The organism is Labedella endophytica (assembly GCF_003990045.1).
GTDB classification, from domain to species: Bacteria; Actinomycetota; Actinomycetes; order Actinomycetales; family Microbacteriaceae; genus Labedella; species Labedella endophytica.
The window spans coordinates 646,465-660,995 of record NZ_RZGZ01000001.1; the positions used below are offsets into that span (position 1 = coordinate 646,465).

Sequence of the window (14,531 nt, forward strand, 5' to 3'; positions counted from 1 at the left end):
GAGGCCGACGTCGGCGATCGGTGCCGTCGCCTCACGGCCGGGGAGAGTATGAACGAGACGCTCACCCTCTGGCTGCTCTGGATCGGCATCGCCGTCGACCTCGTCGTACGCGCCGTCGCCGTCGTGATCATCCCGCGCAACCGCAAGCCGACGGCCGGGATGGCCTGGCTGCTCGCCGTCTTCTTCATCCCCTACATCGGGATCCTGCTCTTCCTGCTCATCGGCAACCCCAAGCTGCCGCGCAAGCGCCGAAAGATCCAGGACAGCGTCAACACGGCGATCGAGCAGGCCGTGGACAACCTGCCGAAGCAGGACCTCGAATTCTCCGGCCCGAAATGGTTCGAGTCGCTCGTCGTGCTCAACGAGCGACTCGGGGCGATGCCGATCCTCGGCGGCAACGAGGCGCGGCTCATGAGCGACTACAACGACACCCTCATCGCCATGGCCGACGAGATCGATGCGGCGACGACGTACGTCTATGTCGAGTCGTACATCATCTCGTTCGACTCGGCGACCGCCCCGATCTTCGAGGCCATGGAACGGGCGGTCGACCGCGGGCTCACGGTGCACGTGCTGCTCGACCACTGGGCGAGCCTCCGACGCACGGGTTACCGCCGCACGATCGCGAAGCTCGATTCCATCGGGGTGCGCTGGGAGCTGATGCTTCCGCTGCAGCCGCTCAAGGGCAAGTTCCAGCGCCCCGACCTGCGGAACCACCGCAAGCTCCTCATCGTCGATGGCCTCGTGGGGTTCCTCGGCTCGCAGAACATCATCGACCGCGGTTACAACACGCGGGCCAACCGGCGGCGGGGCCTCAAGTGGAAGGAACTCGTCGCACGGCTCGAGGGCCCGGTCGTGGGAGAGATGGAGGCGATCTTCCTCACCGACTGGTACAGCGAGACGGGGGAGAACCTCCTCAACGACATCGACGTGGTCGACCCGAATCCCGACCGCGGTGATCTCGCGTGCCAGATCGTGCCGAGCGGCCCCGGGTTCGAGGGCGAGAACAACCTGCGCCTCTTCCTCGGGCTCCTGTACGGCGCACAGAAGCGCATCGTCATCACGAGCCCCTACTTCGTGCCGGACGAGTCGCTCCTCTACGCGGTGACGACGGCGGTGCTCCGAGGGGTGCCCGTCGACCTCTTCGTCTCCGAGATCGGCGACCAAGCGCTCGTCTTCCACGCGCAGCGCAGCTACTACGAGCAGCTTCTGCGGGCGGGCGTGCGGATCTTCCTCTACCCGGCGCCGTACATCCTGCACTCGAAGTTCTTCACGATCGACGACGACGTCGCTGTGATCGGCTCGAGCAACATGGACATGCGCTCGTTCGGCCTCAATCTCGAGGTGTCCCTGCTCGTGAAGGGGACCTCGTTCGTCGACGACATGCGGAACATCGAGGACGAGTACCGGGAGGTGAGCCGCGAGCTCACCCTCGAGGAGTGGCTCGAGCAGCCGCTGCGCTCCACGGTGCTCGACAACCTCGCCCGCCTCACCTCCGCCCTCCAGTAGCCCGCTCGTTCCGTCCGCGCAAGCCGCGCGGGTCGTCGACGTGGCGCGCCAGGATGGAGCCATGGATACGCAGATCTGGGGAGCCGCGGGGGCCGGACTCCTCGCCGGAGGGGCGCTCATCGTGGGGGCCGTCGCGGCCTGGTTCGTGCGGGTGCCCGGTCCTGTCGTCGCCGGTGTGATGGCGTTCGGCTCCGGGGTGCTCATCTCCGCACTCGCCTTCGATCTCGTCGAAAAGGCGGAGGAGTCCGGCGGATTCGTTCCGACGATGGCGGGATTCCTCGGCGGCGCGATCGTCTACGTGGGCCTCAACCTGCTGCTGGACTGGCGGGACGCGCGCAATCGGAGGGGGTCGGGGGAGAGCCCCGGAACGGGAACGGGCATCGCGATCGGCGCGCTGCTCGACGGAGTCCCCGAGACGGCCGTGCTCGGGCTCAGCATGACGACGGGGTCGGGGCTCAGCATCCCGGTGCTCGCCGCCGTCGTGATCTCGAACCTCCCCGAGGGTCTCGCCTCGACCGCCGAGCTCAAGAAGGACGGCCGGTCGGCCCGGTACGTCTTCGCCCTGTGGATCGGCATCGCCGTCGCGTGCGCCGTCTCGTCGCTCGCGGGCTACCTCCTGCTCGACGGGGCGCCCGTGGAGGTCACCGCCTTCGTCACGGCGATCGCGGCCGGGGCGATCCTGGCGATGATCTGCGACACGATGATCCCCGAGGCGTTCCGCGACACGAAGGCGTTCACGGGCCTGCTCGCCGTGATCGGCTTCTTCGTCAGCTTCGCGATCCACGCCCTCTCCTGAGGTCCCACCCCACGCTGCCGCCCGATCTGCTCGACCCAACCTTGTCTCGTCGCCGAGCGCTACACCATCAGCCGAGCGCCACACGAATTCGTGGTGCGCTCGGCGACCGGTGTAGCGGTCGGCAGGATGGTGGGGGCCGGAGCGGCGGAGGTCAGGGGCGGGCGCGGACGAGGAGCTCGCCGATCTCGCAATCGAGCACCTCGCAGATGGCGGTGAGGGTGGAGAAGCGGATGGCCTTCGCGCGGTCGTTCTTGAGCACCGAGAGGTTCACGATGCTCACGCCCACGCGTTTGCTCAGTTCCGTGAGGGACATGCCCCGCTCGGCGAGCAACTCGTCGAGCCGGCAGTGGACGCCGGTGGCCTCGTCGTCTGCCGGGGGCATCAGACGAGCCCCTCGGTGTCGCGCTGCATCTTCTGGCCCAACTGGAACGCGGTCGCGACGACGCTGAGGACGAGCCCGATGAGCAGCGGTCCGAAGTCGTACTCGCTCATGAACGGGAAGACGGCGTCCATCGGATCGGGATTGAGGGCCGCGACGATCGAGAACATCGCGGCGGTGTCGAGACCGGCGGCGATGAGCGTGCCCGCGATGAGGGTGATACTCGCGGTCGCGAGCAGCCAGGTCATGCTCCGGACGAAGGGGCGCCCGCGGAGGACCGCGCGGCAGAGGGCGGCGATGCTCGCGGCGACGATCGCCGTCGTGAGCGCGGAGACGGCGATCGAACCGGCCAGGGCGAATCGCGCGCCCATATCGATTCCCGAGACGACGACATCGGCGCGATCGAACGAGCCCGACACGATCGTGGCGGTCCCCGTCGCGGCGTCCGCCGGCACGGGCATGACAGTGGAGAGGGTCACGGGTACCGCGTCGCCGAAGAGCCCGCCGATCGCGGTGACGGCGGTGACGAGTGCCGCGACCCCGACGAGTGCCGCGAGGACGGCGAAGAGCCAGAGGACGAAGACGTCCGAGCGGTCGAGGACGGCGGTGCGGACGGTGCTGCGGAACTTCATGGCGATATCCTTCACGATGATCGATAACAACGAATATCGATAAGTTATCGAGGATCGATATGAAACGCAAGCGGTTCGGGTCCCAGCCATCCGCATGATGCGCCCACGGCGAACAACGGATTATCCGCGGCGCACCGCGGTTACTCTCTGTATATCGGCGTGAACCTTGCCCACACGCCGGAAGGAGCCCTGATGTTTGAGAGATTCACCGACCGAGCACGTCGTGTCGTCGTACTGGCCCAAGAAGAGGCCAAGATGCTCAACCACAATTACATCGGCACGGAACACATCCTCCTCGGACTCATCCACGAGGGTGAGGGTGTCGCAGCCAAGGCGCTCGAGTCGATGGGGATCTCCCTCGATTCCGTGCGCGAGCAGGTCACCGACATCATCGGTACCGGCCAGCAGCAGCCCACCGGTCACATCCCCTTCACGCCGCGTGCGAAGAAGGTCCTCGAGCTGAGCCTGCGCGAAGCGCTGCAGCTCGGCCACAACTACATCGGCACCGAGCACATCCTCCTCGGACTTATCCGCGAGGGTGAGGGTGTCGCCGCTCAGGTGCTCGTCAAGCTCGGAGCCGACCTCAACAAGGTGCGCCAGCAGGTCATCCAGTTGCTCTCGGGTTACCAGGGCAAGGAGGCCGCGGCCGTCGGCGGCAGCGCGAGCGAGCAGCAGGCCCAGGGGGGATCGCAGATCCTCGACCAGTTCGGCCGCAACCTCACGCAGGCCGCGCGCGACAACAAGCTCGACCCGGTCATCGGGCGCGAGAAGGAGATCGAGCGCGTGATGCAGATCCTGTCGCGTCGCTCGAAGAACAACCCCGTCCTGATCGGAGAGCCCGGCGTCGGCAAGACCGCCGTCGTCGAGGGACTCGCCCAGGCGATCGTCAAGGGCGAAGTGCCCGAGACACTCAAGGACAAGCAGCTCTATTCGCTCGACCTCGGTTCGCTCATCGCCGGAAGCCGCTACCGCGGTGACTTCGAGGAGCGCCTCAAGAAGGTCACGAAGGAGATCCGCACGCGCGGCGACATCATCGTCTTCATCGACGAGATCCACACCCTCGTGGGTGCGGGTGCCGCCGAGGGTGCGATCGACGCGGCGTCGATCCTCAAGCCGCTCCTTGCTCGTGGCGAGCTGCAGACCGTCGGTGCGACCACGCTCGACGAGTACCGCAAGCACTTCGAGAAGGACGCTGCGCTCGAGCGTCGCTTCCAGCCGATTCAGGTGGCCGAGCCGAGCCTGCCCCACACGATCAACATCCTCAAGGGACTCCGCGACAAGTACGAGGCGTTCCACAAGGTCTCGATCACGGACGGCGCGATCGTCTCGGCGGCGAACCTCGCCGATCGTTACGTCTCCGACCGCTTCCTCCCGGACAAGGCCATCGACCTGATCGACGAGGCCGGCGCCCGTCTGCGGCTGTCGATCCTCTCGAGCCCGCCCGAGCTGCGCGAGTTCGACGAGAAGATCTCCGTCGTGCGTGCCGCGAAGGAGACGGCGATCGAGGATCAGGACTTCGAGAAGGCCGCGAGCCTGCGCGACGAGGAGAAGAACCTCCTCGGCGAGCGTCTCCGCCTCGAGAAGCAGTGGAGGAGCGGAGAGGTCAAGACCACCGCAACGGTGGACGAGGGTCTCATCGCCGAGGTGCTGGCGCAGGCCACCGGCATCCCCGTGTTCAAGCTCACGGAGGAGGAGTCCTCGCGGCTCGTCTTCATGGAGAAGGCCCTGCACCAGCGCGTCATCGGTCAGGAGGAGGCCATCGCGGCTCTCTCCCGCACGATCCGCCGCACGCGTGCCGGCCTCAAGGACCCGAAGCGTCCCTCGGGCTCGTTCATCTTCGCCGGCCCCACGGGTGTCGGTAAGACCGAGCTCGCCAAGGCGCTCGCCGAATTCCTGTTCGACGACGAGGACGCGATGATCTCGCTCGACATGTCGGAGTACGGCGAGAAGCACACGGTCTCCCGCCTCTTCGGTGCCCCTCCCGGATTCGTCGGCTTCGAAGAGGGTGGCCAGCTCACGGAGAAGGTCCGACGCAAGCCGTTCAGCGTCGTGCTGTTCGACGAGATCGAGAAGGCGCACCCGGACATCTTCAACTCGCTGCTGCAGGTGCTCGAGGAGGGTCGTCTCACCGACGGCCAGGGTCGCGTCATCGACTTCAAGAACACCGTCATCATCATGACCACGAACCTCGGTTCGAAGGGGATCTCCGGCGGACCCGTCGGCTTCCAGGTCGAGGGTGACTCGTCGGTGACCTACGAGATCATGAAGGGCAAGGTCAACGAGGAGCTCAAGAAGCACTTCAAGCCCGAGTTCCTCAACCGTGTCGACGACACGATCGTGTTCCCGCAGCTCAGCAAGCCCGAGCTGCTCCAGATCGTGGACCTGTTCGTGAAGCGTCTGTCGGATCGTCTGCTCGACCGTGACATGACGGTGGAGCTCACGCTCGCCGCCAAGGAGCGCCTCATCGAGGTGGGCTTCGACCCCACACTCGGTGCTCGCCCGCTGCGTCGTGCGATCCAGAACGAGGTCGAGGACCGACTGTCGGAGAAGATCCTTCACGGCGAGCTCAACCCCGGCGACCACGTGCACGTCGACTTCATCGGGACGGAGTTCGTGTTCACGACCTCGTCCCGCGGTGAGGCCGTCGGCGCGGGGATCAACTCGAGCCGCTCGCTCGGCACGGGCCCGCAGACCCCGGACCTCGCGATCTAGCTCGTCCCGTCCGCACCCGCACCACCCGCACCACGAGAACGCCCCTCGGCTCACCGCCGGGGGCGTTCCGCGTCCCTCTCCCCTCACCCCCTAAAAACTTCCTATGTGCTCGAATTTTCAAGCACATAGGAAGTTTTTAGGAGAGTGAGGGGTGGCGGGAGGGGGAGGGGAGTGGGCGATCTAGGGTGGGGGGATGGCCTCACCGTTCACCGTCCGTCGTGCCCGTGCCTCCGACGTGCCCTCGATCGAGCAGCTCGTCGCGCCCTACGTGCACCGCCGCATCCTCATCGGCAAGGAGCGAGTGGCGTACTACGAGTCGATCCAGGAGTTCCAGGTCGCCGAAGCGCCCGACGGTTCGCTCGTCGGCTGCGGTGCGCTGCACACCCTGTGGGAGGACCTCGGCGAGGTCCGCACTCTTGCGGTGTCGGAGGACTGGCTCCACCGCGGGGTCGGCCACGCGATCCTCGAGGAGCTGCAGCGGGCCGCGTCATCGCTCGGACTCAAGCGACTCTTCTGCCTCACCTTCGAGGTCGACTTCTTCGAGGGGCACGGGTTCCGAACGATCGGCGAGACGGTCGTGCCGCCCGAGGTCTACGCGGAACTCGTCCGCTCGAGCGACGAGGGCGTCGCGGAGTTCCTCGAGCTCGCGCGCGTGAAGCCCAACACGCTCGGGAACACGCGCATGCTCAAGGTTCTCGATCCCGCCCCGGCCACCACCGCGCCGGAAGCGGAGACGCCGCCCGGCCGCTGACGACGGGTCGCTCAGCGCGCGGCCGGTTCCGTAGACGACGAACGCCCCGCCCGATCCATGAGGATCGGGCGGGGCGTTCTCGTGGTTCTATTCGATCAGGCGACGGGCTGGCTGTCGCGCACCGGGAGCTTCCACCCGGGCCGCACGAAGTGGCAGGTGTAGCCGTTCGGGTACACCTGGAGGTAGTCCTGGTGCTCCGGCTCGGCCTCCCAGAAGTCCCGCACGCGGTAGACCTCGGTGACGACCGGTCCCGGCCAGATCCCCGACGCGTTCACGTCGGCGATCGTGTCGAGAGCGGTCTTCTCCTGCGCGTCGCTCTGCGGGAAGATCGCCGAGCGGTAACCGCGACCGCGGTCGTTGCCCTGACGGTCCTTCGTCGTGGGGTCGTGCACCTGGAAGAAGAACTCCAGCTGCTCGCGGAACGAGGTCACGGTCGGGTCGAAGACGATCTCGATGGCCTCGGCGTGGTCGCCGTGGGCGCGGTAGGTGGCGTTCGGGGTGCTGTCGTCACCCGCGTAGCCGACGCGCGTCGACACGACGCCCGGTCGGGAGCGGATGAGCTCCTGCATTCCCCAGAAGCAGCCTCCGGCGAGGATTGCGGTCTCGGTGGTCATGATGCGTCCTCCTTCGGGGACGCGGTCTGCGTCCCGGTGGTCTCGAACAGCGAGCGGTACTCACCGTAGCCCTGCTTCTCCAGCTCGTCGACGGGCACGAAGCGCAGAGACGCCGAGTTCATGCAGTAGCGCAGTCCGCCGGCGTCGCGGGGGCCATCGTCGAAGACGTGGCCGAGGTGGCTGTCTGCGCCCGAGGATCGGACCTCGACGCGCTTCATGAACAGCTGGCGGTCGACCTTCTCGGTGATCGCGTCCTGCGTGATCGGCCGGGTGAAGCTCGGCCAACCGGAGCGACTGTCGAACTTGTCGCGGGAGCTGAAGAGCGGCTGGCCGGACACGACATCGACGTAGAGCCCGTCGTCGTGGGTGTCCCAGTACTGGTTGCGGAAGGCGGGCTCCGTGCCCTCCTCTTGCGTCACGCGGTACTGGGTGGGGGTGAGGCGAGCGAGCGCCTCGGGAGTCTTGCTGTAGTCCTGTGCCACGGGTCCTCCTTCTCGGCACCGCTGGCTGCGGCGCCTTGCGACGCCGGAAGTTCGGCGTCACTCGGTGCAACGGATGTGCGACGCCGCCTGTTCCGCCCGAACCTGGGACCGGACTGTGAAGCAATGAGTTCCGTGTCTCCGGCGGTCGAGAACCCGCGTGCCGTCGGGGCATCCGGCGGTGGGCGATTTATCCTTGCCCCATGTCGACCACCGAACGCCCCGCGCGACCGTCGAAGGCCGTCTACCGTCGGCGCCGACTCGTCGTGCTGCTCGGCATCCTCGCGGTCATCGCCGTCGTGGCTCTCCTGATCATCCAGCCCGGTTCCTCGTCCGGCCAGACGGACGAGCCGAGCGAGACGCCCACCGTGGCAGCGGACGCCGACGCCGACGCGGAACCGGAGGCGACGCCGTCGCCGTCCGAGTCGGCGGCCGACGGCGACCAGGCCTGTACGGCCGACACCGTCGTGGTCGAGGCGAAGACCGATAAGAGCACCTACCAGGCGGGGGAACTCCCGCAGCTGTCGCTCTCACTCACGAACACCGGATCCGTTCCTTGCACGATCGACGCCGGCACGAGCCAGCAGGTGTTCACGATCACGAGCGGCGACGACACGTACTGGACATCGACGGATTGCCAGACGGAGCCGACGAACGCGGTGACGGTGCTCGAGCCGGGTACCACCATCTCGTCGAACCCCGCGATCGCATGGGACCGGACCCGTTCGGCGACCGACACGTGCGACGGGGAGCGACCGGCGGTCCCCGCCGGCGGCGCGTCGTACCACCTCGACACATCGGTCGCGGGCATCGAGTCCACGGATTCGGCGCAGTTCCTGCTGTACTGATCTTCGTCTAGGTTGTCAAGTAGCTAGGCTATCTAGCTATATAGGGCAGGATGAGTGCAGCGGCATTGGTGATCATTCCTGGTGTCGTGACATCGTTCCCGACCCGAAAGCCTCCGATGAACGCGCGACGCATGCACCCGTACGACCTCGCTCACACGACGGGTGTCGGCGCTGTGTCCGCACTGGGGGTGAGCCTCGTCGCTCTCGTCGGTGGGCTCGCCGTCCTGTCCTCGAACGAGCAGACGTCCGGCCCGACCTTCAGCGAGAGTGTCGTCGTCGAGTCGCCCGCGGTGACGACCGTCGACAGCACGATCGATGGCACCGTCGACTGAATATCGCCCCGAGCGGAACCGCCCCCGCAGGGTGAGGCCGGCTGGAAGACTGGTCCGCATGGACCCGACCGTGACGCCCGATCCCCTCACTCCCGTCCTGGCCGAGGCTCTCGAGAAACGGGACATGGCGGCCGTCGCGTTCGCGCTGCGCCACCACCCCGTCATGGTTCCGCTCGCATCGGTGCGGGAGACGGCCGACGCGGCGCCGGACGTCTGGATGTACCGGCAGCCGGAGACCGCTCGCCTCGCGCTCCTGCTCTTCTCCTCGGAGTCGACCAAGCCGGCCGAGCTGCCCTCCGACGTCGGTCACCTCGACGGAGAATGGCTCGCCGCGTTCCTCCGCACCTTCGGGGACGACATCGAGACGGTGTTCTTCGACGTCGCGGGTCCTTACCCGATGCAGGCCACGCCGGACGAACTCCGGCGGGTCCTGGCGATCGACCCCGAAGTGAACGGCTCCACCGAGTAGTCTCGGTCGGCCTGCGCGCCACCCCCTCAGACCTGCTGCGTGCCGCCTCGTCGTCGGAGGTCCTGGAGCTGGGTGACGATGGCTTCCGGTAGTGGCGGTTCGGTCGGGGTGGGGGAGTCGTCGCCCCACGGGTCCGTCTCGGAATCGAGTGCACGGACCTCGGCGTGGAGGTCCTCCATCCGTCGGTCGAGCTGCGAGGCGATCTGCGCGGTCTCCGTGAGCGTCGAGACGAGATGGTCGGGGACCTCGCCGCTGTACTTGTAGTAGATCTTGTGCTCGAGGCTCGCCCAGAAGTCCATGGCGATCGTGCGGATCTGGAGCTCGACGAGAACGGGCACGACGCCGTTCGACATGAACACGGGGATCTCGATGATCGCGTGCAGGCTCTTGTAGCCGTTCGACTTCGGCTCGGCGATGTAGTCCTTGATCTCGCGAACGGTGATGTCGCTCTGCGCCGTGAGCATCTCGAGCACCCGGTAGGTGTCGGCGATGAAGCTGCACGTGATGCGCACACCGGCGATGTCGGTGATCGTGGAGCGGATGGCCTCGAACGATGGGTCGCAGCCCTTCCTTGACACCTTCTCGATGATGCTCTCGGGTGTCTTCACCCGTGAGTTCACGTGCTCGATCGGGTTGTAGGAGTGCAGGTGGGTGAATTCGTCCTGGAGGATCGAGATCTTCGTCAGCACCTCGTCGATCGCGAACTGGTACTGCATCATGAACCGCGTGAACTCGGTGCGGAGGCGACGCGCCTCGGCGATCGATGCGGGGTCGATAGCGCCCACGAGAGAGGGAAGCGAAGGACCGGCCGACGGCTCGACGTCAGCGCCGGGCCCGGTTCCGTCCGTCCCGGCGGTCTCTGTGGCCGCAGGCCGATCCGATGACGGCGGGAGGTCGGACGCGGGCGAAGACGAGTCGGTCACGTCGTCGAGCCTATGGCCGGTTCCTGTCGGTTGGGTGAAACGGCCGTCCGGCTGGGGACCGGGACGCGCGGCTGGCGTGAGACCTCCGACCGTGAAGCGCGACAGCGGGGGCGCGAGGGCGAGCGCCCTGGCGACGGGATTGTCCATGAGGAGCTGATCAGAACTCGGGCGCGACCACGGGTTCGGCGGCGGATCGTGCCATACCGAGGGCCGTGCGGAGAGAACCGGCGGCGGAGTCGAGGAGCTTGCGGTACCCGAGGCGTCGTGCCTCGGACGCGCGGTGCGGTGCCGCCGTGACGGGGCGGACCTCGCCGGAGAGGGAGATCTCGCCGTACGCCGCGAGGGTCTCGGGGATCGGCCAGTTACTCGCCGCGGAGGCGATCGCGATGGCGATCGCGAGGTCGGCTGCCGGTTCCGTGAGCCTCACGCCGCCCACCGTGGACACATAGACGTCGTGGTCGGAGAGTGTGGTGCCGCAGCGGCGCTCGAGGACGGCGAGGAGCATGGCCACGCGCGAGGCATCGACGCCGTTCACCACCCGGCGGGGGTTGGGCGCCGAGGTCTTGACCACGAGCGCTTGGATCTCCACGGGGATGGCGCGTTTGCCCTCCATCGAGACCGTGATGCACGTGCCGGGGACGGACCCGGTGCGGCTGAGGAAGAGCTTGCTCGGATCGCTCACCTGGGCGATGCCGTCGCCGGTCATCTCGAAGCAGCCCACCTCGTCGGTGGGGCCGAAGCGGTTCTTGAGGGCGCGGATGAAGCGGAGTGCGGTGTGGCGGTCGCCTTCGAAGTGGCAGACCACGTCGACGAGGTGCTCGAGGACACGCGGACCGGCGATCGAGCCGTCCTTCGTGACGTGTCCGACGAGGACGAGGGGGAGATCCCGCTCCTTGGCCAGGCGCATGAGCGCGGACGCGACCTCGCGGACCTGGCTGGGCTGTCCGGCGAGGCCGTCGACCGTGGCACTCGCGACCGTCTGGACGGAGTCGACGATGAGGAGGTCGGGCGAGACCGCCTCGACCTGTCCGAGCACCGTGGCGAGGTCGGTCTCCGCCGCGAGGTAGAGGTTGTCCGTGAGGGCGTTGGTGCGCTGCGCGCGCAAGCGGACCTGGCCCACGGACTCCTCGGCGCTCACGTAGAGCACACGGCGCCCCTCGCGGGCCGCGCGCGCCGCGACCTCGAGGAGGAGCGTCGACTTGCCGACGCCCGGTTCGCCCGAGAGGAGGACGGCTGCGCCCGGGACGAAGCCCCCGCCGAGCACGCGGTCGAACTCGCTGATGCCGCTCGACCAGCGTTCGACCTCGACGGTGCGGATGTCGGTGATGCGCCGCGCGACCCGGTCTTCGGAGACGGTGGAGGGACGGATGCGTGTGACGATGCCCGAGGCCGTGCCGGCCTCGACGACCGTGCCCCACTGCTGGCATTCCGGGCAGCGCCCCGCCCATTTGGCCGCTTGCCATCCGCATTCACTGCACTGGAACGCGCTCGAGTTCTTGGCCATGTTCCGAGCGTAACGACCCCCTCCGACACCGGTGCTCCGACGACCCGAGCCGGCGGAGAAGGTGCGCGGCACCGCGCCTGTGGACGCGCGGCGTCGATTCGCGCCGACGCCGGTGCTCGGCTACACTCGACGGCGGTGACGTGTCCGAGCGGCCGAAGGTGCAACTCTCGAAAAGTTGTGTAGGGCAAACCCCTACCGTGGGTTCAAATCCCACCGTCACCGCCACCACGAAGTCCCCGGTAGCCCCTGATTCTCAGGTGCGACCGGGGACTTTCGTCATCATGCGGCTCTTTCCGCTTGTCGGCGATTCCCGTGATGGTCAGAACTGGCGAGCCGCCACGTCCGGCCGGTGTGAGGCCGCGAGGAGTTCGCGCAACCGGTCGGCCGCGAGGGGAGCGCCCTGGTCGGCGAGGAAGTCCTCGCTGAAGCCCTCCTGACTGGCCGCGTAGATCGCGGTGTAGGCGCCGGACTCCGGCTCGAAGGTCCAGGACTCGGCGAGCGTGCCCGCGTCGACCGTGTCGAAGCCGAGGTCCTCGACGATGGTCGCGACCGCCTGCTTCGCGTCGGCGTCGTCCCCTGCCGTGGGGAGGGCTGTGCGCGGCTGCGATGCGGCGAGACGGGGGATGTGGTGCGCGACGATGTTGTTGAACGCCTTCACGATGCGCGTCCCCGGGAGGAGGCCCTGCTCGTACTCCGCCGTCGTGGTCTCGAGGGAATCGAGTTGCGCGATCCGCCCGTCGCGCGACGGGTAGTAGTTTCCCGTCGAGAGGATCGTTCGACCGACGAGCGCGTCAGCCGGAAGCTCCGGGTAGGCGACGAGCGGCACCGCGAGCACGGGGATGTCGCTGAACTCGATGGCGTCGCGGACCTCTCCCGCTCGCGCTCGCGGACCGAGCTCGGCGATCAGCTCCGTCAGTGACTCGGGTCCTCGCGAGTTCGCGATGAGGACGTCGTAGTCGGCCGCGACGGCGAGTCGAGCGATCGCCGCTCCGATCGCTCCGCTGCCGATGATTCCGATGCGCTTCATGGTGTTCTCCTTCGTGTCGATAGGGGGACCGCGCCGGGGAGGCGCGGATGGTCAGTGGGCGACGCCGACTCCCGACACGCGCGGGTCGAGTCCATACTGCGGGGCTGCGCCGAGGTGATCGCGGAGGGTCTTCCCCTCGTAGTCCTCATGGAAGAGTCCGCGCTCCTGGAGGAGGGGGACGACCTCGTCGACGAACGTGTCGATTCCGTCCTCGTAGGTGTCGATCGAGACCCAGAAACCGTCGACGGCCCCGGCCTCGAACCACTCCTGCATGTGGTCGGCGGTGACGGATGCGGGGCCGACGGGTGTGGGGTGGTAGTCGATGACGCCGTGGCCGAGGATCTCCCGAAGCGTCCACCCCTGGTTCGCGACCTCGAACGCGCGGGGCGCTCGCGGGTCGTAGGGTGACGGACGGGCCGCGGCGAGCTGCTCGGCGGTGAGCGGCTCGTCGATCTGTCGCGGGTCGAGCCGGAGGCCGAGCATCTGGCCGAGGTAGGGGACACGCTGAGGGAAGGTGTTGGTGCCGAGGAGCATGCGTCGCTCGACGGCGTCGCGAACGGTCGGGGCGATGGCGGGCATCAGCCCGGCGAAGAACTTCACCTCGTCGGGGTCGCGACCGGCGGCGCCCGCCGCCTCTCGAGCCGCGTCTCGCTGGGCCCGCGCATCGTCGATCGAGAACGTGGAGCCGATGACGCCGGAGGCGTAGCGACCGGCAAGAGTGAGCCCGTACTCGCCGCCGCCCGCCGAGAACAGCACCGGCTGGCCCTGCTCGGACGGCGGGATGGGAAGCGGGCCGCGCGATGAGACGTACTGGCCGCCGAGGTTCACGGGCCGCACCTTGGCCGGGTCGGCGAAGATGCCGGTCGTCGGGTCGGCGATCCACGCGTCCTCCTCCCAGCTGCCCCAGAGGGCCTGGACGATCTGGATCACCTCGTGGGCGCGTCCGTAGCGCTCGGGTCGCTCGGCGATCGTCTGGCCGAAGTTCGCTGCGGCGTTGGGGTCGCTCGTCGTCGCGGGGTTCCACCCGGCGCGCCCGTGGCTCATCACGTCGAGCGCCTTGAACTGTCGGGCGAGGTTGTAGGGCTCGATGAACGTGGTGGAGCCCGTGGCGACCATTCCGATCCTCGACGTGCCGCGCGCGACGGCCGCGAGCGTGAGGAGGGGATCGAGCGTCATCTGCGGGGCCTCGTGGGTGAGATCGCTCGAGAGGGCCGGGGTGTCGGGGAGGAAGAGGAACTGGATCTTGCCGCGCTCGGCGGCCTGCGCGTACCGGACGACGGCATCGATGTCGGTGTAGTTCTTCGGGTCGACATTCGGCGCACGCCAGGATGTCACCTGGGCTCCGTAGCCGTTGCCGAACTGCATACCGAGCAGCATCCTGCGTGAGGACATGTGATTCTCCGAGAGAAAGGTCGATGGAAGGGTGCTGAAAGCGCTCGCGACGACGACCGTGCGCTCGCGCACGCCTTCGGAACCATCCTCCGACCCTCTCACTTATGTGAGGGTCAAGCTCGGGGCAACAAAAAGTCGATCCGCTTCGTGGCGTGCGCGAGCCT

15 protein-coding genes and 1 tRNA gene are annotated in these 14,531 nt (G+C 67.7%); 8 read left to right on the forward strand and 8 right to left on the reverse strand.

Annotation, left to right across the window (positions count from 1 at the left end):
- Nucleotides 1–48 precede the first annotated feature (48 nt).
- Nucleotides 49–1,509: a cardiolipin synthase gene (gene cls / locus ELQ94_RS03055; RefSeq protein ID WP_127046998.1), complete on the forward strand. Its 1,461-nt coding sequence runs from the start codon at nucleotides 49–51 to the stop codon at nucleotides 1,507–1,509.
- A gap of 61 nt (nucleotides 1,510–1,570) precedes the next feature.
- Complete coding sequence (locus tag ELQ94_RS03060; RefSeq protein ID WP_127047000.1) at nucleotides 1,571–2,305, forward strand: ZIP family metal transporter; 735 nt, start codon at nucleotides 1,571–1,573, stop codon at nucleotides 2,303–2,305.
- 151 nt (nucleotides 2,306–2,456) lie between these two features.
- On the opposite strand, the gene ELQ94_RS03065 is transcribed toward ELQ94_RS03060, so the two are convergent.
- Together ELQ94_RS03065 and ELQ94_RS03070 are read right to left on the reverse strand one after the other, a co-directional pair.
- Complete coding sequence (locus ELQ94_RS03065) at nucleotides 2,457–2,687, reverse strand: helix-turn-helix domain-containing protein (RefSeq protein WP_127047002.1); 231 nt, start codon at nucleotides 2,685–2,687, stop codon at nucleotides 2,457–2,459.
- Complete coding sequence (locus ELQ94_RS03070; RefSeq protein WP_127047004.1) at nucleotides 2,687–3,316, reverse strand: hypothetical protein; 630 nt, start codon at nucleotides 3,314–3,316, stop codon at nucleotides 2,687–2,689. Before ELQ94_RS03070 ends, ELQ94_RS03065 begins: the two co-directional genes overlap by 1 nt.
- A 192-nt stretch (nucleotides 3,317–3,508) precedes the next feature.
- Here ELQ94_RS03070 and ELQ94_RS03075 point away from each other — a divergent pair, with 192 nt between their 5' ends.
- Nucleotides 3,509–6,028 (forward strand): ATP-dependent Clp protease ATP-binding subunit, encoded by a 2,520-nt coding sequence (locus tag ELQ94_RS03075; protein ID WP_127047006.1) that lies wholly within the window; start codon nucleotides 3,509–3,511, stop codon nucleotides 6,026–6,028.
- Between the two features lie 193 nt (nucleotides 6,029–6,221).
- Nucleotides 6,222–6,779: an amino-acid N-acetyltransferase gene (locus tag ELQ94_RS03080; RefSeq protein ID WP_127047008.1), complete on the forward strand. Its 558-nt coding sequence runs from the start codon at nucleotides 6,222–6,224 to the stop codon at nucleotides 6,777–6,779.
- 95 nt (nucleotides 6,780–6,874) lie between these two features.
- Here the strand turns inward: ELQ94_RS03080 and msrA are convergent, their stop codons facing one another.
- Together msrA and msrB are read right to left on the reverse strand one after the other, a co-directional pair.
- Nucleotides 6,875–7,393 carry a peptide-methionine (S)-S-oxide reductase MsrA gene (msrA, locus tag ELQ94_RS03085; RefSeq protein ID WP_127047010.1) on the reverse strand — a complete coding sequence of 173 codons (519 nt, stop codon included), beginning with the start codon at nucleotides 7,391–7,393 and terminating at the stop codon, nucleotides 6,875–6,877.
- Nucleotides 7,390–7,875 carry a peptide-methionine (R)-S-oxide reductase MsrB gene (gene msrB, locus ELQ94_RS03090; protein WP_127047012.1) on the reverse strand — a complete coding sequence of 162 codons (486 nt, stop codon included), beginning with the start codon at nucleotides 7,873–7,875 and terminating at the stop codon, nucleotides 7,390–7,392. The genes msrA and msrB overlap by 4 nt, the downstream gene beginning before the upstream one ends.
- A 200-nt stretch (nucleotides 7,876–8,075) precedes the next feature.
- On the opposite strand from msrB, the gene ELQ94_RS03095 reads away from it, so the two are divergent.
- The 3 genes from ELQ94_RS03095 to ELQ94_RS03105 all read left to right on the forward strand — a co-directional run bounded on the left by ELQ94_RS03095 (nucleotide 8,076) and on the right by ELQ94_RS03105 (nucleotide 9,521).
- On the forward strand, nucleotides 8,076–8,720 hold the full coding sequence (locus tag ELQ94_RS03095) for a hypothetical protein (RefSeq protein ID WP_127047014.1): 645 nt from the start codon (nucleotides 8,076–8,078) through the stop codon (nucleotides 8,718–8,720).
- 116 nt (nucleotides 8,721–8,836) lie between these two features.
- Nucleotides 8,837–9,052, forward strand: coding sequence for a hypothetical protein (locus ELQ94_RS03100; RefSeq protein ID WP_166404638.1), 216 nt, complete (start codon nucleotides 8,837–8,839; stop codon nucleotides 9,050–9,052).
- A 58-nt stretch (nucleotides 9,053–9,110) separates the two neighbouring features.
- Nucleotides 9,111–9,521, forward strand: a complete 411-nt coding sequence (locus ELQ94_RS03105) for a dehydrogenase (protein ID WP_127047018.1) — start codon at nucleotides 9,111–9,113, stop codon at nucleotides 9,519–9,521.
- 26 nt (nucleotides 9,522–9,547) lie between these two features.
- Here the strand turns inward: ELQ94_RS03105 and ELQ94_RS03110 are convergent, their stop codons facing one another.
- Nucleotides 9,548–10,306, reverse strand: coding sequence for a GTP pyrophosphokinase (locus ELQ94_RS03110; protein ID WP_243696844.1), 759 nt, complete (start codon nucleotides 10,304–10,306; stop codon nucleotides 9,548–9,550).
- A gap of 295 nt (nucleotides 10,307–10,601) precedes the next feature.
- Nucleotides 10,602–11,948, reverse strand: coding sequence for a DNA repair protein RadA (gene radA / locus ELQ94_RS03115; RefSeq protein WP_127047020.1), 1,347 nt, complete (start codon nucleotides 11,946–11,948; stop codon nucleotides 10,602–10,604).
- 134 nt (nucleotides 11,949–12,082) lie between these two features.
- Here radA and ELQ94_RS03120 point away from each other — a divergent pair.
- Nucleotides 12,083–12,173, forward strand: a tRNA-Ser gene (locus ELQ94_RS03120).
- A gap of 94 nt (nucleotides 12,174–12,267) precedes the next feature.
- Here ELQ94_RS03120 and ELQ94_RS03125 read toward each other — a convergent pair.
- Both ELQ94_RS03125 and ELQ94_RS03130 read right to left on the reverse strand, forming a co-directional pair.
- A complete protein-coding gene (locus ELQ94_RS03125; protein WP_279432474.1) occupies nucleotides 12,268–12,996 on the reverse strand; it encodes an NADPH-dependent F420 reductase in 729 nt (242 codons plus the stop codon).
- A 30-nt stretch (nucleotides 12,997–13,026) separates the two neighbouring features.
- On the reverse strand, nucleotides 13,027–14,367 hold the full coding sequence (locus ELQ94_RS03130; RefSeq protein WP_127047023.1) for an NtaA/DmoA family FMN-dependent monooxygenase: 1,341 nt from the start codon (nucleotides 14,365–14,367) through the stop codon (nucleotides 13,027–13,029).
- Nucleotides 14,368–14,531: the final 164 nt, after the last annotated feature.

What these genes read in the sequence shown, in the direction of transcription:
- cls (WP_127046998.1), top strand. Translation starts at nt 49, where the DNA reads ATGAACGAGACGCTCACCCTCTGGCTGCTCTGGATCGGCATCGCCGTC.
- ELQ94_RS03060 (WP_127047000.1), top strand. Translation starts at nt 1,571, where the DNA reads ATGGATACGCAGATCTGGGGAGCCGCGGGGGCCGGACTCCTCGCCGGA.
- ELQ94_RS03065 (WP_127047002.1), bottom strand. Translation starts at nt 2,687, where the DNA reads ATGCCCCCGGCAGACGACGAGGCCACCGGCGTCCACTGCCGGCTCGAC.
- ELQ94_RS03070 (WP_127047004.1), bottom strand. Translation starts at nt 3,316, where the DNA reads ATGAAGTTCCGCAGCACCGTCCGCACCGCCGTCCTCGACCGCTCGGAC.
- ELQ94_RS03075 (WP_127047006.1), top strand. Translation starts at nt 3,509, where the DNA reads ATGTTTGAGAGATTCACCGACCGAGCACGTCGTGTCGTCGTACTGGCC.
- ELQ94_RS03080 (WP_127047008.1), top strand. Translation starts at nt 6,222, where the DNA reads ATGGCCTCACCGTTCACCGTCCGTCGTGCCCGTGCCTCCGACGTGCCC.
- msrA (WP_127047010.1), bottom strand. Translation starts at nt 7,393, where the DNA reads ATGACCACCGAGACCGCAATCCTCGCCGGAGGCTGCTTCTGGGGAATG.
- ELQ94_RS03095 (WP_127047014.1), top strand. Translation starts at nt 8,076, where the DNA reads ATGTCGACCACCGAACGCCCCGCGCGACCGTCGAAGGCCGTCTACCGT.
- ELQ94_RS03100 (WP_166404638.1), top strand. Translation starts at nt 8,837, where the DNA reads ATGAACGCGCGACGCATGCACCCGTACGACCTCGCTCACACGACGGGT.
- ELQ94_RS03105 (WP_127047018.1), top strand. Translation starts at nt 9,111, where the DNA reads ATGGACCCGACCGTGACGCCCGATCCCCTCACTCCCGTCCTGGCCGAG.
- radA (WP_127047020.1), bottom strand. Translation starts at nt 11,948, where the DNA reads ATGGCCAAGAACTCGAGCGCGTTCCAGTGCAGTGAATGCGGATGGCAA.
- ELQ94_RS03130 (WP_127047023.1), bottom strand. Translation starts at nt 14,367, where the DNA reads ATGTCCTCACGCAGGATGCTGCTCGGTATGCAGTTCGGCAACGGCTAC.